Raw genomic sequence first — 17,317 nt, 5'->3', positions numbered from 1 at the left:
CCCGGAGGGCGCTCACCGGCGGGCCTCCGCCTCGTCGTAGTCCGAGCGCTCAGGCTCTCGGCCTTTGGGTTCTGGCTGCGGCCAGCCCTCGGCCCGGAGCTGGGCCTCGAGCAGCGCCACCAGATAGCGGGCGTTGGTCGGGGCGCTGGCTAGGCCGTTGTACCGGCGGTTGTCGTTGGGCCTCGAGGCTTCGAGGGTGGCATAGGTGCCCACGCCGGCCTGGACGTCTTTGAGCAGCCGCCAGCAGCGCTGCCAGCTCTCGCGCTTCACCCCCCACCCCCCGCGCCCGCGCCCCCGGCCTCAGGCGGGGCCTTGGCCTTCCAGGCGCAGCGCTCCCAGGCCCCCATCAGCTCGTCCCACAGGCCGACCTCCTTGAGCCGGGTCACCAGCACCGCGCCGGGCCTGTGGGCCTCGCCCCGCCCGTACTGGCTCAGCACCTCGCCGATGTGGGCCTGCAGGGCCTTGAAGCGGTCGGTGCCCCTCTCGTAGAGCGCCCGGGCGCCCCCCAGCAGGGCGAAGTACAGCCAGCGGCTGTGCCCGTCCATCATGTTGCGGCTGATGGCCCCTGCCGCCGCCCCGATGAACTGCATCCGGGTGGGCTCGGTGGCGTGCTTCACGTCCTGCACGGCGTTGCGCAGGGCGACGTGCACGGCCTCGGGCGACGTGTCCCAATCAGTTAACGATTGAGAGTTCAGGAGAGAAGGCGGTAACGCCCATTCTTTGAGGCTCTTTTTGTCCATCAATCTATCCACTGTCTTTTGTGATTGGGACAAGGCCGCCCGGATGAGCTTGGCTATGGTGCGCCCCCGGCGGGTGTCGCCGTCCAGGTCGCGCCAGGGGTGGGCCAGGGTCTCCTTGAGCAGCGGGGCCGCCCGGCCCGCGCGCAGCCGCACGTTGAACACCGTCCCGTCCTTCCAGCCCAACGCCTCGCCGGTGTCGGCGTCCTTGGCGTTGCCCACCCGGGCCTTGTAGCTCACGCAGCCCAGCTCCGCCAGGGCCTTCAGGCCGCGCTGCAGGCGCTTTCTCGCGGTCTCTAGCCGCGCGTCGGGCCACAGGTAGAGGGCCAGGGCGAGCTGGGGCAGGTGGAAGGCCACCTCGCCGGTGGAGGGGTGGTAGCCGCGGCGGTCGCCCACGTGGAGGGCCAGCTCGAGCAGGGCCTGGAAGATCTCGAGGGCGAAGCCCTCCAGCTCCCAGCGCCCCCGCCGGAGGATGCGCTCGAGCAGGGCCTGGGTGGGCGGCACCTCGGCGAACCAGCGGGCGGCCTGGAGCTGGGCGGCCCGGTACACCTCGTAGGCCTTGAGGGGCAGGCCCAGGTCCACCAGCTCGAAGGCCCGCGCGGTCAGGTGCTCGAGGTCGCGCTTGAGCTGTTCGGCCTGGTCCCCCCGCACCAGGCGGGCCCGCCGGCGCAACTGCTCGGCCTGGCGCTCGAGGCGCTCCCTGGCCCCAAGGTCCACCCGCGGGGCCCCGCTCGGAGGGGGGTTACCGGCCGTTTCAGGCGGTTTTCCGGGTACGGGCTGGCCGCTGCCGCTGTTGCGGGCCCGCACCAGCTCGCCCAGCCGCTCGAGCCTGCGCCGGAGCCGGGGGTCAAGCACCGCCCACCCCCCAGCGCTCGGCCAGGCGCTCGAGGGCCTGGGCCGGGTCGGCGCCCACCGCGACGTAGGCGCCGCGGTCGGTGGGCACGGGGACCATGGCCCCGCCCCGGAAGGGGGCGCAGGACCAGTAGACGGAGCCGTCCACCGGCGAGGGCGCGGGCCAGAAGTAGACCCGGCCGCCGGAACGGAGCTGGACACGCTGCATGAGATCGAAGAGGTTCGGCGTCATAAGGGCTACCCCCGCAGCGCCACCAGGACGAGGACGACGAGCCACAGAAAACCGAGCGCCCGGATAAACCAAGTGCGCTCGGTGGGCCGGAAGGGCCTGGGGTTGTCTGCTGGGTCAATCTGTTGTTTTTGCCGCATGGGAGCCTCGTTTCTCGGCTCCTGTCGGCGAACTATTCGAACAATTCAGTGAAATCGCAGTCCTGTAGCCCGGTCACACCGGTTAGCCCCTCCGTTCACAAAGTGGCCCCGGGAGCCCGTTTACCGCGCCTGCCGGCTTTCCCGGGGGCAGGGGCAGGGGTGATTGACAGTCTGAGTGCTGTTCTGTCAATATACTTGATGATTGTTAGTGGGGGAGGCCCACGCCCGCGAGGGCAGGCCCGCCCGAACGCTCTGGGAGGAAGCACACCATGCCCGTGTACGTCTATCAGGGTCTGGAAACCGGCAACCGGTACGAGTTCGAGCAGCGCTTCAGCGACGCGGCCTACACCCACCACCCCGAGACGGGCGAGCCGATCAAGCGCGTCATCAGCGCCCCGGCCGTGATCTTCAAAGGCTCGGGCTGGTACGTCAAGGACAGCAAGAGCGCGTCCTCGACCACGGGCAAGAGCGAGAGCAAGACCGAGCCCAGCTCCCAGGCCGCCGACTGAGGCCCACCCCGCTCCCCGGAGGCGTTCCCTGTGAGGAGCGCCTTTTTCGTGCGGGCCCCCGCGATAGTAGGCTAGAGCCGATGAAGATCTATAGCCTCACGGTCGGCCCCCTCCAGGAGAACACCTACTTGCTCGTCGGGGAGGGCGGGCGCGGGGCGATCGTGGACCCCGGCGACGAGGCCGGGCGCATCCTGGCCGAGGTGGAGCGGGTGGGGCTGAAGCCCGAGGCCATCCTGCTCACCCACGCCCACTTCGACCACGTGGGGGCGGTAGCCCCCCTGGCACAAGCCCTGGGCCTGCCGGTCTACCTGCACCGCGCCGACCTGCCCCTCTACCAACGCACCCGCGAGAGCGGGCAGCGCTGGGGGATGGACTTTCCCCAGCCGCCCGAGCCTTCGGGCTGGCTCGAGGAGGGCCAGCAGCTCGACTTCGGGCTGGGCCTGGAGGTGCTGCACCTCCCCGGCCACGCGCCCGGCCACGTGGCCTTCTACGGCCACGGCCAGCTCCTCAGCGGCGACGTGCTGTTCAAGGGAGGCATCGGCCGCTACGACCTGCCCCTCTCCAACCCCCACGACCTCTTCGCCTCGCTCCAGCGGCTGCTGACCCTGCCCCCGCAGACCGTGGTCCACCCCGGGCACGGCCCGGCCACCACCCTGGAGGCCGAGGCCCGCTCCAACCCCTACCTGCGGCAGGACTGAGCCATGCGCATCGCGGTCCTCTCCGACATCCACGGCAACCTCCCCGCGCTCGAGGCGGTGCTGACCGACCTCGAGGAGGTGCGGCCGGACGTCGTGGTGGTCAACGGGGACCTCATCAACCGCGGGCCGCAGAACCGGGCGGTGGTCGAGCGGCTGTGGGAGCTGCCCTACCGCTTCACCCTGGGCAACCACGACGACCTGGTGGTGAAGTGGCGCGCCGGGCACGACTCGCTCAAGCTGCTCTTCGACGACCCCTTCTTCGCCGCCACCCGCTGGACGGCCCACACCCTCCCCCAGCCCCACCTGGACTGGCTCGCCGCCCTCCCCTACCAGGTGCACCTGGAGGAGCTGGGCCTGCGCGTCACCCACGGCTCGCCCCGCCACTATCGCGAGGGCTACGACGAGCGGCTGAGCGAAGAGGCGCTGGGCGAGATCCTGCGCGAGTACCCCGCGCGCTACCTGGTGGGCTCGCACACCCACCGGCCCTACGTGCGCCAGCACGACGGCGCGCTGGTGTGGAACACCGGGGCGGTGGGGGCCCCCTTCAACGGCGACGTGCGGGCGCAGTACCTGGTGCTCGAGGCCGAGGGCGGGGCCCTCGTACCCCACTTCCGGCAGGTGCCCTACGACCTCGAGGCCGCCCTCCGGGCCTTCCGGGAGTCGGGAATGCTGGAGGAGGGGGGCCTGTCGGCCGAGATCTTCTACTGCGAGACCCAGAACGCCCGCTCGATGCTGGTGCCCTTCTGGCTGTGGGCCGAGGCCGAGAAGCGCCCCCTGGACCGCGACTCCTGGGCGGCCTACCGCCGGGCCAACCCCGAGCGCTTCGCCCGCTCTGGGTAAAACTACCGACTCGCGCCCCCCACGCCCCCTCTGCTAGGCTGGTCCCGTGATCAGCCGGACCCTCCCCCGCGCGGTCAGCGGCCCCATCCTGCTGGTCGCCTGGGGGGTGTGGCTGGCGGGGCTGGTCGCGGTCCACGGGATGCTGCCGCTGGGGACCGCCATCGCCAACCTCCTGGCGGCGCAGGGGCTCTACAGCATGGCCCGGCGGATGCCCCAGGGCCTGGCGCTGGTCCTGCAGGGGCTGGCCCTGGGCCTGGCGGTCCTGGCCCTGGGCGACCTGGCCCTGACCTACCACTGGCTCTTCGGCGTGCGGGCCTCGCTCGACCCGCTCTTCCTGAGCGGCACGGCCGTCTTCGGGGTGGCCGGGGCCGGCCTGCCCTGGGCCGTCGAGCGGCTGGGGCTGCACCGCCGGGGCTTGGCGCTGCGGGTGAGCGCCCTGGCGGCGGGGGGCGCGGGCGTGCTGACGGCGGTCGTGACGAGCCTCGAGCTCTCCACCCCCGTCCAGCCGGTCTACTACTTCGTGCCCTTCTTCCTGACCCTGCTGTTTTTGCTCGAGGTGCGGGGCATGATCAACGACCGCATCAAGCGGGCCCTGCGCAACGTGGTTTGGGCGCTGGTGCTCGTGGGCGTCGCGCGGGTGGTGGCGCTGTTCGCGGGGGACCAGGACTACGGCAGCAACCTCAACCTGCTCAACCAGGCCCTCTACGGGCTGTTCTGGCTGGGGGGCATGAGCCTGCTGGCTTGGAACACCAGCCGCTAGAATGAGGGCGAGCAGGTCCGGGAGGGGACATGTCGGGTTCGTCCAAAGGCGTCGTCCAGGTGCACTGCCGCTCGGGCTGGATGCGGGAGGCCGTCCAGCAGATGACCGCCCGCCTCGAGCTGCCCCGGCCGGTGACGCTGCTGCTCGACTACCCGGTGGGCTCGGCGCTCGAGCTCTTGCCCCTGCTCGAGCCCCCCGTGGTGATCGCGACCGCCTCGGAGTCGCCGTACTACCTCCACGACCTCATCGAGCACGCCCCCGCCGCGCTGCTGACCGAGCCGATGGAGGCCGCGCAGCTCGAGCGGGCCCTGCGCCTGGCCGCCGAGGGCCAGACCCTGCGCCCGCCCTCCCTCCCCGACGGCCAGCGCCTCACCCCCCGCGAACGCCAGGTGCTGCGCCTGCTGACGCGGGGCTGGAGCGACAAGGAGATCGCGCAGGCGCTGCACATCGAGCCCAAGACCGTCTCGCACTGGGTGCTGAGCCTGCGGCAGAAGATGGGGGCCGAGAACCGCTCCCAGGCCATCCTGCACTACCTGGGCGCGCCGCCGGCGCTCGAGTGAAAAGCGCGATAGCGCCTGGTCACCCAATGCCCCCGGCTGCCAGGGCGTAGAGTGGAGCCGTGCCAAGTCCTGAGCTGGTTCGTGAGTTCGTGATCGCCGGGCACGGCGACCTGGAGAAGGTCAGGCGCATGCTGGCCGAGGTGCCGGAGCTGCTCAACCGGGCCCACGTCTGGCAGGAGGGCGACACCGAGACCGCCCTGCAGGGCGCCGCCCACGTGGGCAACGCCGCCATCGCCGAGTACCTGCTGGGGCAGGGGGCCCCGCTCGACATCTGCACCGCCGCCATGCTGGGGCGGCTCGAGGCGGTGCGGGCGATGCTCGAGGCCGACCCCAGCCTGGCCCGCGGCCACGGGGCCCACCGCATCCCGCTGCTGCCCCACGCCGCGCACAGCGGCAACGTCGAGCTGGCCCGGCTGCTCTACGAGGCCGGGGCCACCGAGGGCAGCAGCATGGCCCTGGTCCACGCCGTTCAGCGCGGCCACTACCGCCTGGCGGGCTGGCTGCTGGAGTTCACCCGGCCCGACCTGAACTGGAAGAACTTCCAGGGCAAGACCGCGCGCGACCTGGCCTTAGAGCGCGGCGACGGCGAGATGGTCGCCCTGCTCGAGGCGCGGGGATGAACCTCGAGCAATTCCTGCGCGAGGCCCGCACCGTCGCCGTGCTGGGGGCCCACCCCGACCCGTACCGCCCCGCCCACTTCGTCCCGGCCTACCTGCAGCGGGCGGGGTACATGGTCCTGCCGGTCAACCCCCAGTTCGCCGGGCAGGAGCTCTTCGGGCAGACCGTGGCGGCCGGGCTCGAGCAGCTCACGGTGCCCGTGGACATCCTCGACGTGTTCCGCCGCAGCGAGGCCCTAGCGGAGCACCTCGACGCCGTCCTCGCCCTGCGGCCCCGGCTGGTGTGGCTGCAGTCGGGCATCCGCAACGACGACTTCGCGGCGCGGCTCGAGCAGGCCGGGATCGCGGTGGTGCAGGACCGCTGCTTAATGACGGTGCACCGCGCCCTGGTGCGCTAGCCGCGCCGCGGTCAGCCCTCCTCGGCCGCCGAAGGCGGCAGCCCCCGACCTGGCGAGCACCTGGGGATCGCCCAAGGCGAAGGGGGCGTGCCCGGCGGCGGTGACGTCCAGGGCGTGCGGTAGGCCACCATCCGGCCCGCCTCGCCACGGTACAAATGCGCCAGGGCGTCGCGGTCTTCGGGCGAAGGTCGCGTGCTCCCCCGGCTCGAGGAACGACCTTGACCCCCTTCCAGCACGACCTGCTCGAGTGGTACCGCGCCCACCGCCGCGCCCTCCCCTGGCGCGCCGAGCGCGACCCCTACCGCATCCTGCTCTCCGAGGTGCTGCTGCAGCAGACCCGGGTGGAGCAGGCCGTCCCCTACTACCGCCGCTTCCTCGAGCGCTTCCCCGACCTGCAGGCGCTGGCAGGGGCACAGCTCGAGGAGGTGCTGCACGCGTGGCAGGGGGCCGGGTACTACGCCCGCGCCCGCAACCTGCACAAGCTGGCCCAGGCGGTCGCGGCACAGCCCCGGCCGGACCTCCCCTCGAGCTACGCCCGGCTGCGTGAACTGCCCGGCCTGGGCCCCTACGCCGCCGCCGCCGTGGCCTCCATCGCCTTCGGCGAGCCGGTGGCGGCCGTGGACGGCAACGTGCGCCGGGTGATCAGCCGGCTGATGGCCTGGGAAAACCCCACCCTGGCCCAGCTTCAGGCCAGGGCCGACCAACTGCTGAGCGCCGATCACCCGGGCGACTGGAACCAGGCCCTGATGGAACTCGGGGCCACGGTCTGCACGCCCCGCAGACCGGCCTGCTCGAGCTGCCCCCTAGCCGGCTGGTGCCAGGGCAAGGGCGCGCCGGAGCGCTATCCTGCCCCCAAGGCCCGGCGGCAAAAGGCGGTGACGGCGGTAGCCCTGGTCCTGCGGGGAGCGCGGGGGGTGCTGCTCGAGCCCCGCCGGGGCCCGGTGCTGGGCGGGCTGTGGGGCGTACCGATGGCCGAAGGGGAGGCGCTGGGGCCGCTGCTCGAGCGCCTGGCCGCCGACCACGGCACGCCCATCGCCCCGCCCGAGCCCGTGGGCACCGTCCGGCACGCCTTCAGCCACCGCAAGCTGGAGGTGCGGGTCTACCGGAGCGCCTGGGAGGGGCCGGGCCACGACCCCGCCGACAAGCCGCTATCCCAGCTCGACCGCAAGATACTGCGCCAGGCGCAGGCCCTCTGAGGCCATCCGGGCGTACGTGCCCTGCCCCAGCACGCACAGGCCCAGGCCGTAGAGGCCCTCGAGCCGCCGCAACCGGAAGGTCTGGGGGTCCCACTCCCCCGGCGCGAAGTGCTTGTAGCGCACGCTGTAACCCGGCGTACCGCCCTGCGCGGGGACCTCGGCCTCCTCCTCGACGAAGTCGAACCCCCAGATGCACAGGTCCTGGTAGAGGTCGGGGTAGGCCGCCTCCGACAGCCGCCCCGCCTCCTCGACCACGCCGCCGATGGCGAGCCGGGGCTCGAGGAAGCTGCCTAGCGCCAACACCACCCGCTCGGCCCGCCGCTTGGGGCCTTCCCACGTCTCCACCCCCACCACCCTGGGGCCCTCGAGCAAGAGCCGGGTGGCCGAGGACTGGAGGAGGTGGAGGTGGGGCTGGGCCTCCAGGCGGTACTTCGCCCGCGCGTGCAGCTCCCAGCCCTTCATGCCCGCCGCCCCCACCTCGGCCATCAGGCTGCCCTCGGGACCGGGCTCCTCGAGGGGTGTGAAGGGCAGGTAAACCGTGTCCAGGCTCTGGGTCAGCAGGCCCACCCGCACCCCCTGGCGGGCCAGGGCATAGGCGGCCTCCGAACCGGCGAAGCCGGCACCGACGATGAGGACCTGGTATTCCATCGGGGATACGATACATGTCGATGGTCGATAGCTGATAGCCGAACGCGGAGCGCGGGTCGTACGTCGTACGTCCTACGTCGTACGCAAAACGCCAAACGCCTCGGCCCTGGACCCTGGACCCTCGACGCCGGCGGGGAGGGGTCCACCACACGCCACGAGCCACGAGCCACTAGCCCCTCGACACCCACCGGCTGCTTTAGTGCATTTTCACAGCGTCTGTTTCGCCTCCTGCCGCTACACTGAGTCCATGCGACGTGTATTGCTTGGTGCGTTGATGTCGTTGAGTCCGGTGGCGCTGGCGGGGCCGGACGCGTTATTGGTGACGCAGGAATGGGCTATTGAGCAAGGTGAACTCAAGACTTATACGGGCGTGCAGCGCTACAAGGTGGGCGGGGTGGGTGAGATCGAGGGGCTGATTCAGAAGCTCAGCCGGCCTCCGACCCCGGCGAAGTGGGTCTTCACGAAGGACCGGGGTTGGGTCGCCGTCGAGCGGCCGGGCTACGCCTTCGGGCCGCAGAACGCCAAGAATGCTTACCTCAAGGCCCTGCAGGAGGGCAAGAAGGAGTTCCGGCTGCCCGTGGCGTACCAGCGCTCGAGCCGCGGCGTGGTCTACTGGCACACCCTGGGGGTGCGCGAGCTGATCTCCGAAGCCACCACCACCTTCTACGGCTCGATCCCCTCGAGGATCTACAACATCGCCCACGCCTCGGCCAAGCTCGACGGGGTGCTCATCCCGCCGGACACCACCTTCTCCTACCTGCAGACGGTGGGCGAGATCTCGGCCCGAACCGGCTTCCGCGAGGCCTACGTGATCGTGGGCGACAAGACCGAGACCGGGGTGGGGGGCGGGGTCTGCCAGACCTCGACCACGCTCTTCCGCGCGGCCTACTTCGCCGGGTTGCCCATCCTCGAGCGCCGTCCCCACAGCTACCAGGTGGGCTACTACAGCCCCACCGGCCTCGACGCCGCCGTGTACTACCCCACCCAGGACCTCAAGTTCAAGAACGACACCCCGGGCTACATCCTCATCCAGACCCAGGTGCGCGGCTACCGCACCACCTACCGCTTCTTCGGCACCAAAGACCGCGACACCACCTGGACCAAGCCGCTCGTGCGCAACGTCATCCCCGCCCCGCCCACCCGCTTCATCGTGGACGCGTCGCTTCGCTACGGCCAGCGCAAGCAGATCGACTTCTCGGCCCCCGGGGCGCAGGTCACGGTGTACCGCACCGTCACCTTCGACGACGGGCGGGTCGTCAAGGACTCGCTGTTCAGCCAGTACCGCCCCTGGGCCGCCGTCTACCTGGTGGGCCCCACCCCTCCCCCACCCCCCAAGCCCGAGCCCAAGCCGGAGGAAAAACCCGCCGAGCCGGTCCCTGCCGACCCCCTGCCCACGCCCGCGCCGGTCCCGCCGAGCGACCCGCTGGGGCCCGACGACCCGGCTACAAGCCCGTAGGTAAGGGCGGCACGCCCGAGACGTTCCGGGGCCAACCCATCCGGTTAGCCCCGGTCAGTTTCGCTTCTCGAGGTTGCTTTCCCGGCCTCGGCCAAGCGGGCCTGAGCGGTTTTGGAGGCCGTCGAGTTAGCCCAGCACGCCGGCCCGCGGCTCCGGTCAGGCCCCGAACTTCTGCAGCTTGCCCGCGTGGGCCAGCATCAGGGGCATCAGGTCGGTGCCGCGCAGGGTGCCCAGGGTGCCCCGGGCGGCCTCGTCCTCGGTGAAGCGCTGGGCGGGGTCGTTGCGGAGGTAGGGGCCGTGCAGCAGCACCGGGACCGGGTGCCAGGAGTGGGCCCTCAGCACGCTGGGGGTGGAGTGGTCGCCGGTGATCACGAGCACGTCGGGCTTTAGGGCCAGCAACTCGGGCAGCAGGCCGTCGAAGAGCTCGACCTTGTGCACCTTCTCGTCGAAGTCGCCGTCCTCGCCGGTGGAGTCGGTCTTCTTGAAGTGCAGGTAGAAGAAGTCGTGCTCGGCCCAGTGGGTCTGCAGGGCCTTCACCTTGCCCTCGGGCGCGTCCTCCTCGCCCACGACCTCGAGCACCCTCATCCCCACCAGGCTCGCCACGCCCTTGTACATGGGGTAGGAGGCCACGCAGGCGGGGTTGAGCTTGTAGACCTGCTGCATGGAGGGGAACTTGGGGCGCTCGGAGATGCCGCGGAAGAGGGCCCCGTTGATGGTGGGCTCATCCCGCAGCACCTCGCGGATGCGGGCGCTGAGGGCGTTGAGCACGGCGGCGGTGCGGGCGCTGGCGGCGTCGGCGGGGTCGTGGGCGTGGGCTTGCAGGGGCGCCACGCCGGTCTTCTGGGGGTCGGTGTCGGAGACCTTCTCGCCCAACTCGGCGCCGGAGAGGATCACCACGAAGCGGTGCTCGCTCTCGGTGTAGAAGCTCACCCGCACGCCCTCGACCTCCCGGATGGCCGCCTTGAGCTTGCCCACCACCCGCGCGTTCTCCTCGTTGCTGGGCCGCCCGGCGCGGCGGTCGCTGACCAGGCCCGAGGCGTCGAGGGTGGCGAAGTTGCCCCGCACGCCCACGTCGCCCTCGCGGAACTCGGCCCCGATGCCGATGGCCGAGAGCGCCCCCCGGCCCACCTGGTACTGGATGGGGTCGTAGCCGAAGAGCGAGAGGTGGCCCGGGCCCGAGCCGGGCGCGATGCCGGGGGCCACCGGGTATTGCAGGCCCAGCATGGACTGCTTCGCCAGGGCGTCGAGGTTGGGGGTTTGGGCGGCGGCGAGCTCGGTGGGGCCGCCGAATTGCCGGGGCAGGCCGCCCACCCCGTCGAGCACGACGAACAAAATCTTGCTGGGGGTGGGCTGGGAGATCTCCTCGAGGATCGGGAACAGGCTCATGCGACCTATTCTAACGACCCGCCCCGCGCACGGGGCTCGAGGGCTGGGGCGCGGGGACGCAGGTGACGGTGAGGCGCAGCGGGTTGCTGGCGATGCCGTCGGCGTCCACCATCACGCTCTCCGAGACGATGGTGCCCGCCGGGGTGTCGTCGCTGCCGGTGCAGCGCAGGGGGAAGGGCTGGGGCCGCTGGAGGGAGTTGACGGTGACGAGCGGCGGGAAGGTGCAGGCATCTACGCCGCAGGAGAGGGTGCGGGTTTTGATCTGGACCGGGAACTTCGGGTTGCCCGACCAGAACAGCAGGTAGTTCTCGGTGGTGTTGTAGACGATGGTGGGCGAGCCGCTGATGCCGTCGAGGCTGAGCGAGACCACCTCGACGCTGACCTCGTAGAGCTTGAACGGGCTGCTGAACCCGCCGCCGCAGGCGCTGCCCTCGCGGAAGACCTCGAGCGTGAAGCCGGCGGTGTCGGGCGGCAGGCCGGCGGTGGCGAGCACTTGCTCGAGCACGAGGTCGGCGGGGCTGGTCTCGAGGGTGAAGCCCCCGCCGTTGCGGGCCCGCTGGGCCACCGCCGCGCCGCCGACCCGGAAGACCAAGGCGTCGTCGCTGAAGCTCCCGTCCGGGCAGAGGAGGGCTTTTACCGCGCCGCCGAGGGTCAGGCTGCCGTCTTTCGGGACCCGGACGCTGGCGGCGGTGGCGTGGCCGCCGGGCAGGGCCCCGCCCTGCAGGGCGCGCTGTTGGCTGGCGAGCTCGACGGGCACGGTGGCCGCGTCGTCGAAGACCCGCACGCCGAGCTCGGAGCGGCAGTGGGCGAGGTCGGCCTCGAGGTCGGCGTAGGTGTAGCGGGCGAAGTCGAGGTAGGGGCCGCCCCGCAGGGCGCGCAGCCGGGGCCGCGGGCGGTTGCCCACGACCGGGCGCGGCAACACCTGGGCGTGCATCTGGCTCAAGGTCAGCAGGTTGCCCTCGGCGCGGCACTCACGGTAGGCCGCCTCGCGCAGCCGCTCGAGCACCTCCGGGTAAAGGTGCTGGGCAAAGCGGTCGCACACCGCCTCGGAGAGCCCCATGAGCTGGCAGTGGGCGTGGTAGTCCACGAGGTCGCGGAAGCGGTCCACGATGGCCTCGAAAACGGCGTCGAAGCTGGGCTTGGCGACCTCGGCCTCCACGAAGTCGAGGAACTGGCCGAACTTGGCATCCAGCACGGCACTAAATGCGCCGGTGTCGCACTCGGCCCCGGTGAGCTGGGTGTAGACCAGGCCCGCGATCAGGGGGACCGCGAGCTGGTCGAAGGCGGCGAAGCTGTCGGCAGCGACGGCCTGAGCGCGCAGCTCGGCGGCGGCGTAGGCGTCGCAGGCCTTCTGTTTGAGCCGGGCGACCTCGAGCTGCTGGCAGGCCAGCACCACGGCCTGGAGCTCGTCGAAGAGGGCCTGGGCCTGGCCGAGGTCGTCGTGGGCGAGCGCCTGGGCCAGCCGGGCCTCGAGCCCGGCGACCTCGCCCTGGCAGTCGAGCACGGCGACCTCCAGGGTGTTCTCGGGCGCCTCGGCGGCGGCGAGCCCGCGGAGCCCTCCCGGGCTGCGGGTAGCCCAGCACCCCGACGTCGGCCTCGAGCCCGCCCCCCTGCCGCACCGTGGGCACCGCGTTGCGGCCCGCCGCATTCTTCCAGAAGAAGTGGGCCCGGGCAGGGAGCGAACCGGCCGGGGCGTAGCTCAGCCGGGCCCGCTCGAGCAGCAGCAGCCCGGCCGGCTCGACCCGGAAGGCGGTGAGGGCGCCGTCTTGGGCCGGGAGCGGGGTGAGGGTGAAGGGGGTGTCCTGCCGCACCCCCCCGTCGGCCAGTTGACCGCGCAACGCCCCGCCCTGCGCGTCGCGCACCTCGAGGCCGCCCCCGGCCGGGGTGATCACCGCCTGCACGGGCTGGGGCTGCCCTTCCGGCGCGCGCCCGCAGGCCGCCAGCGCCAGGCCGATGCCGAAGCAAATAAGCCGCCCTCGCATACCCACCTCCTGAATCCTCTCCCCCACCGCTCAACAACCGCCAGGGCTCAGCGACACCGCCCGCCCGTCGAGCAGCACGCGCCCGCCCGCCATCCGCACGTTCACGCGCCGTTGCAGGCCGCTCGAGTCGGTGAGCGCGAGGATAGCCCCGCTCGAGCCGGCAAACTCCAGCGCCCAGGTGCCCTCGGCGCCGTCCTCGCTCACGCTGCTGACCCCCGAGCCGCCGGGGATGCTGACGAAGGCCGTGCTGCGGGACTCGTAGACGAAGCGCCCACCCCGGCACAGCGCCAGCCGGGTGTCGGAGGCCACCCCGCCCGAGCCGTTCGCGCTGCTGTTGCCATCGGCCATGGAGCCGCTGAGCAGGCGGCCCAGCAGCCGGTTCTGCCAGGCCTGGCGCAGCTTGGCGTCCCCGCCCCCGGCCAGCGGTTTGGAGAATTGCAGCCCTGCGACGAGGGCGTCGAAGGTGGCCGCGACCCGGGCCTCGAGGCCCACCGGTCCCACCACCAGCAGCAGCACGCTGGCCCCGCTCGGGGCGTTCACCGAGCCCGACCGCGCCACCAGGCCCCGCTCGCCGTCGGCGCCGCGCACGCTCACCCGGTTGCCCTGGCTGCGGGGGGCTTGCCGGGGCTCCAGCCGCGCTTCGCCCAGCGGCAAAGGCTGGGAAAGCAGGCGCCGGTAGCTGGCCTGCGGCACCCCGAACTGGAAGAGCAGCAGCGCCCCCACCCCCTCCGGCGAGCCCATCCCCAAAGCCTGCACCCCGTTCTCCTCGGCGAGCCGGGCCATGAAACCCCTGGGCACGCGCACCTGCACCCCGAAATAGCTGTTCCTCAGGCTCGAGCCGCCCGGGTACTCCCGCCCGGCCTCCATCTCCTGGGCCAGGGCCCACCCCTGGGCCGCCAGCAGCACCAACAGCGCGAGGCTTCGCATGGTCGTTCCTCCTCGCCCGGAGTGTGGGGCCGCCGCGGTAACGGGGCGGTAACGCCGCCTAGCGCGGGGCTACCTGCCCGGCTGCTGCAGCCACTCCTCGGGCATGAGGCTGTACATCACCATGTCCCAGTGCCAGCCCTTGACCCAGCGGTAGCGCCGCAGCACGCCCTCCCGCACGAAGCCCAGCTTCTCCAGCCCCTTCTGCGCCTTGACGTTCTCCACGTGGGTGATCGACTCGATGCGCTGGAGGTTGAGCGTCCCGAAGCCGTAGTCGAGCACCAAGCGCTTGGCCTCGCGGTTGACGCCGCGGCCCCAGTAAGGCCGGCCCAGCCAGGTGGCGATCTCGGCGATCTGGTTCTGCCAGTCCACGAGCAGGGCGATCCAGCCCGCCGCCTTCCCCTCCACCTCCACCGCCCACTGGCGCTCCTGGCCCACGTAGCCCTCGAGCATGCGGTAGGTGTCCTCGAGGCTCTGGTGCGGCCACCAGGCCAGGAAGCGCGTCAGCTCCTCGTCCTGGCACAGCGGGAACAGGTCGGGGGCGTCTTCCCAGCGGAAAGGGCGGAGCAACACGCCGGAGCCGTGGAGTTCCATGCCCCCAGCATAGTGCGCCTCACGGGTGTTTGCCGCTCACCCAGGCGGCGGAACCGGCCACACGACGCCGGTCGCGCACCCGTGCCCGGCCCCGGCGCGTGCCCCACGCGGCACGGGAAATACACGATAGGGGCCGGCTATCATACGCTACATTCGGCCATGCCCTAGCATGGCCGTGGAGGTGAGGTCGCATGAACCTCATGAGCCCGTGGATGCTGCTGCTGTGCCTGCTGCTGCCCGCCTGCGTGCCTCAGGCGCAAAACCCCGAGGTCCAGGCCGTCCGGCCCGAACGGGCGGTGGGGGTGGTGGGGGGCATCGAGGGGCAGGTGTGGGTGGGGCCGGTGTGCCCGGTGGCGCAGGCCGAGAACCCCAACTGCACCAACCGCCCCCTCCAGGCCACCATCGAGGTGCACGCCGGCGACGAGGTGCTCGCCCGCTTCAGCAGCGACGAGGACGGGCGCTTCAAGATCGTGCTCGAGCCCGGGACCTACACCCTGGTGCCCCAGCGCAAGGCCCTCGCCCGCCCCGCCGAGGCCCAGATCCCCGTCAATGTCGAGGCCGGGCGCTTCACCAAGGTGGTCATCGTCTACGACTCCGGGATGCGGTAGGTGGCGCGCCCGCCACGGAAAAGCCCCCCTCGAGGGGGGCTTCGCGTTCAGGGGCGGGGCTACTGGGTGTTCACCCCGGTGATCCGGGTGGACCAGTTGGCGAGGGCCGAACGCGTGCCGCCGCAGGTCGTGCCCGTGATCCACTGCGCCAGGGTGCAGGTCTGGGCGATGTACTCGTTGGCGACCCAGACCGTGTCGCCGTCCACCGCCGCCGCGCCGTAGTCGCCCCAGCGCGGGCGGGGCTGGTTGTTGGTGAGGGCCTTGTAGCCGGTGAAGCCGTCGTTGGGCCCCTGGCCCGGCGCCGCGACGACGATGGGCCCGGCCCCCGCCGTGGCGTCCAGCGTGGCGTAGGCGGCGCTGGGGTGGTCGTTGGGCCCGACGAGGGTGAAGCCCATCACGCCCTTGCCCGCCGCGGTCACGCCCAGGGCGGGGTAGATCAGGTTGGCGGTGTCGGACATCAGGTAGCCGTCCTTGACCACGCTGAGGGTGAAGGCGTCCTTGGTGAGGTTGGGCTGGAGGATGTAGTAGGCCACGCCGACCTTGGTGGCGGAATTGACGGTGAACCCGCTCGCCAGCGCGCCCCACAGCCTGCCGGCGGCGAAGGTGACCTGCTGCATGCGGGCGTCGCTGGCGTCGATCTTGGGCAGCACCTCGTCGTGGGCGGGCTCGGTCGTGAGCAGGAGGTTCCAGCAACCGTTCTTCGTCTCATCCCCCACTTTGACCGGGGTGGTGGTGTCGTTGATGCACTGCCCCAGCGGGAAGTTCCCGGGCTTCTGCTCGACCCTGGGCGGCACCGAGTAGGGCTTCACCGGCACCGCGCTGCGGATGAGCCGCATCTGCGGCATCTTGGCGTCGAGGGCGCGGGTGTTGACCACGGCCCAGGCGAAGAGCTGGCTGGCCTGGCTCGGGTCGTCGAACAGGGCGTCGGCGTCGGCGCTGAGGAGGTACTCCACGCCGCCGAACTTCTTCTCGAAGCTCGTGCCCGGGGAGATGGCCGGGATCAGGGTGAAGGGGGTGGGGGGTGTGGCGGGGTTGAAGGGGGCGAAGAACTCCACCATCTTGATCTTCGCGTCGCCGTTGGCCAGGGCCTTCTTGGAGATCGCGTAAACGTTGACCCCCATGTACCCGTTGTCGAACAGCGGGAACTCGTTGGTGGTGATGTAGAGGCCGTAGGCGTCCATCCCGAGGTGGGGGTAGTCGCCGAAGCAGGCGTCCTGCGGGCAGTTATGGTCGGGGGTCCCCTCGCTGGCGTCGTTAGTGATGGGGATGTAGTAGATGTCCCAGGCCTTGGTGGGGTCGGAGGTCTTGCTCACCGCGACGTCGAGGGTGTTGCGCCCGGTGAATTCCCCGTTCTCGTCGACGTGCAAGGTGGTGATCACGTGGAAGAAGCGCTTGGTCTCGGGGTCGTAGTGGCAGACCGGGTCGATGACGTTGGGCCCGATCTTGTTGCCGTTGACCCGGTCGATGGCGTCGGGGTAGCCGTAGAAGGTGTTGAGGTCGATGGGGTTGGTCTTGGGGGTCCCGTCGAGGCCGTAGACCCGCAGCGTGGTGTTGACCGACTCGAAGATGAAGCCGTTGCCCACGCACAGCGCCTGGTCCGGGGGCTCGACGCTGAACTGGTTGCCGTCGTTGGCAAAGCGGTGCTGGAAGTGGTTGAGGCCCTCGAAGCTCGCCACCTGGCTCACCGCCGCGCTCGCCCCGGACGGCGCCTCGAGGCCGCTTTGCCCGGCGTTCACGCCGCCGGGTACGGCCTCCCGGCCGCTGGGGGTCAGGCCCTTGCGGTAGCGGAACAGCGGGGACACCTGGTCGTAGAATTTGCCCGGCACATAGTTCTCTTCCGTAGCCATTACCCCCGTGGGCAACGTCACGGTGGTGGCCTTGGAGATCTCGCGCACCGCGCCGTCAATGCCGGGGATGCTGATCTCTAAGCCGGTGTTCTCACCGCCCGGGCACGCCGTGAGCACAGCACCCAATCCTGCGAAAAATAGCCAACGGATCGCTCGCATTTGCTTTCCTTTACAACCGAATAGGGCACGAGTCCTCGAGCCGAATGCCTGAATCCGCTATTGGCCCACCCCCTTTTTTTGCGACCGCTTTACACCGAATATACGCCCCTGCTCGCGGTTTTGCTTAGAGCGCCTTTAACAAAGGCCGAGCCGAACGGCGGGACGGGTTCCGTGCCC

20 protein-coding genes are annotated in these 17,317 nt (G+C 71.1%); 10 read left to right on the top strand and 10 right to left on the bottom strand.

From position 1 onward, the window contains the following. Positions 1–12: 12 nt before the first annotated feature. Genes MEICH_RS0107620 through MEICH_RS30455 form a run of 4 tightly spaced genes read right to left on the bottom strand, consistent with a single transcriptional unit; the run spans position 13 to position 1,958 of the window. Complete coding sequence (locus MEICH_RS0107620; RefSeq protein ID WP_027892112.1) at positions 13–270, bottom strand: hypothetical protein; 258 nt, start codon at positions 268–270, stop codon at positions 13–15. After that, a complete protein-coding gene (locus tag MEICH_RS0107615; protein WP_157202662.1) occupies positions 267–1,592 on the bottom strand; it encodes a hypothetical protein in 1,326 nt (441 codons plus the stop codon). The genes MEICH_RS0107620 and MEICH_RS0107615 overlap by 4 nt, the downstream gene beginning before the upstream one ends. Next, positions 1,585–1,821, bottom strand: a complete 237-nt coding sequence (locus tag MEICH_RS0107610) for a hypothetical protein (protein WP_027892110.1) — start codon at positions 1,819–1,821, stop codon at positions 1,585–1,587. The genes MEICH_RS0107615 and MEICH_RS0107610 overlap by 8 nt, the downstream gene beginning before the upstream one ends. A 5-nt stretch (positions 1,822–1,826) precedes the next feature. After that, positions 1,827–1,958: a hypothetical protein gene (locus tag MEICH_RS30455; protein ID WP_275052616.1), complete on the bottom strand. Its 132-nt coding sequence runs from the start codon at positions 1,956–1,958 to the stop codon at positions 1,827–1,829. A 269-nt stretch (positions 1,959–2,227) separates the two neighbouring features. Here MEICH_RS30455 and MEICH_RS0107600 point away from each other — a divergent pair, with 269 nt between their 5' ends. The 8 genes from MEICH_RS0107600 (at position 2,228) to MEICH_RS0107565 (ending at position 7,536) form a co-directional block, all read left to right on the top strand. Further along, positions 2,228–2,467 (top strand): FmdB family zinc ribbon protein, encoded by a 240-nt coding sequence (locus MEICH_RS0107600; RefSeq protein WP_027892109.1) that lies wholly within the window; start codon positions 2,228–2,230, stop codon positions 2,465–2,467. Between the two features lie 80 nt (positions 2,468–2,547). After that, the gene (locus MEICH_RS0107595; RefSeq protein WP_027892108.1) at positions 2,548–3,165 is read left to right on the top strand and encodes an MBL fold metallo-hydrolase; all 618 of its coding nucleotides are present in this window, start codon (positions 2,548–2,550) and stop codon (positions 3,163–3,165) included. A gap of 3 nt (positions 3,166–3,168) precedes the next feature. Further along, positions 3,169–4,005 carry a metallophosphoesterase family protein gene (locus tag MEICH_RS0107590; RefSeq protein ID WP_027892107.1) on the top strand — a complete coding sequence of 279 codons (837 nt, stop codon included), beginning with the start codon at positions 3,169–3,171 and terminating at the stop codon, positions 4,003–4,005. Between the two features lie 46 nt (positions 4,006–4,051). After that, complete coding sequence (locus MEICH_RS0107585; protein WP_027892106.1) at positions 4,052–4,765, top strand: hypothetical protein; 714 nt, start codon at positions 4,052–4,054, stop codon at positions 4,763–4,765. Positions 4,766–4,794: 29 nt separating this feature from the next. Further along, on the top strand, positions 4,795–5,325 hold the full coding sequence (locus MEICH_RS27020; RefSeq protein WP_051304035.1) for a helix-turn-helix transcriptional regulator: 531 nt from the start codon (positions 4,795–4,797) through the stop codon (positions 5,323–5,325). A gap of 59 nt (positions 5,326–5,384) precedes the next feature. Then, positions 5,385–5,945 (top strand): ankyrin repeat domain-containing protein, encoded by a 561-nt coding sequence (locus tag MEICH_RS0107575; RefSeq protein WP_027892105.1) that lies wholly within the window; start codon positions 5,385–5,387, stop codon positions 5,943–5,945. Further along, positions 5,942–6,340 carry a CoA-binding protein gene (locus MEICH_RS0107570; protein ID WP_027892104.1) on the top strand — a complete coding sequence of 133 codons (399 nt, stop codon included), beginning with the start codon at positions 5,942–5,944 and terminating at the stop codon, positions 6,338–6,340. The genes MEICH_RS0107575 and MEICH_RS0107570 overlap by 4 nt, the downstream gene beginning before the upstream one ends. A 218-nt stretch (positions 6,341–6,558) precedes the next feature. Then, a complete protein-coding gene (locus MEICH_RS0107565; protein ID WP_027892103.1) occupies positions 6,559–7,536 on the top strand; it encodes an A/G-specific adenine glycosylase in 978 nt (325 codons plus the stop codon). Here the strand turns inward: MEICH_RS0107565 and MEICH_RS0107560 are convergent. Next, on the bottom strand, positions 7,489–8,184 hold the full coding sequence (locus MEICH_RS0107560; protein WP_027892102.1) for an FAD-dependent oxidoreductase: 696 nt from the start codon (positions 8,182–8,184) through the stop codon (positions 7,489–7,491). The two genes, MEICH_RS0107565 and MEICH_RS0107560, sit on opposite strands and share 48 nt — an antisense overlap. A gap of 370 nt (positions 8,185–8,554) precedes the next feature. Here MEICH_RS0107560 and MEICH_RS0107555 point away from each other — a divergent pair, with 370 nt between their 5' ends. Continuing rightward, positions 8,555–9,640, top strand: a complete 1,086-nt coding sequence (locus MEICH_RS0107555; protein ID WP_338025472.1) for a VanW family protein — start codon at positions 8,555–8,557, stop codon at positions 9,638–9,640. Between the two features lie 156 nt (positions 9,641–9,796). Here MEICH_RS0107555 and MEICH_RS0107550 read toward each other — a convergent pair whose 3' ends face one another. From MEICH_RS0107550 to MEICH_RS0107535, 4 genes are all read right to left on the bottom strand, one after another. Continuing rightward, a complete protein-coding gene (locus MEICH_RS0107550; protein ID WP_027892100.1) occupies positions 9,797–11,026 on the bottom strand; it encodes a 2,3-bisphosphoglycerate-independent phosphoglycerate mutase in 1,230 nt (409 codons plus the stop codon). Between the two features lie 10 nt (positions 11,027–11,036). Next, on the bottom strand, positions 11,037–12,530 hold the full coding sequence (locus tag MEICH_RS0107545; protein WP_027892099.1) for a hypothetical protein: 1,494 nt from the start codon (positions 12,528–12,530) through the stop codon (positions 11,037–11,039). A 508-nt stretch (positions 12,531–13,038) separates the two neighbouring features. After that, positions 13,039–13,935 carry a hypothetical protein gene (locus MEICH_RS0107540; RefSeq protein WP_157202661.1) on the bottom strand — a complete coding sequence of 299 codons (897 nt, stop codon included), beginning with the start codon at positions 13,933–13,935 and terminating at the stop codon, positions 13,039–13,041. Positions 13,936–14,004: 69 nt separating this feature from the next. Then, entirely contained in the window at positions 14,005–14,526 is a 522-nt protein-coding gene (locus MEICH_RS0107535; RefSeq protein WP_027892097.1) for a GNAT family N-acetyltransferase, read from the bottom strand. A gap of 191 nt (positions 14,527–14,717) precedes the next feature. Between MEICH_RS0107535 and MEICH_RS0107530 the strand changes: the two genes are divergently transcribed. Beyond that, the gene (locus MEICH_RS0107530; protein WP_027892096.1) at positions 14,718–15,134 is read left to right on the top strand and encodes a prealbumin-like fold domain-containing protein; all 417 of its coding nucleotides are present in this window, start codon (positions 14,718–14,720) and stop codon (positions 15,132–15,134) included. A gap of 59 nt (positions 15,135–15,193) precedes the next feature. Here MEICH_RS0107530 and MEICH_RS24175 read toward each other — a convergent pair whose 3' ends face one another. Beyond that, the gene (locus tag MEICH_RS24175; protein WP_051304034.1) at positions 15,194–17,098 is read right to left on the bottom strand and encodes a hypothetical protein; all 1,905 of its coding nucleotides are present in this window, start codon (positions 17,096–17,098) and stop codon (positions 15,194–15,196) included. Positions 17,099–17,317: the final 219 nt, after the last annotated feature.

It is taken from the genome of Calidithermus chliarophilus DSM 9957, from assembly GCF_000430045.1.
Lineage (GTDB): Bacteria > Deinococcota > Deinococci > Deinococcales > Thermaceae > Calidithermus > Calidithermus chliarophilus.
Note: the sequence above shows the minus strand (reverse complement) of the source record. Positions and strands in the feature narration are given on the sequence as shown.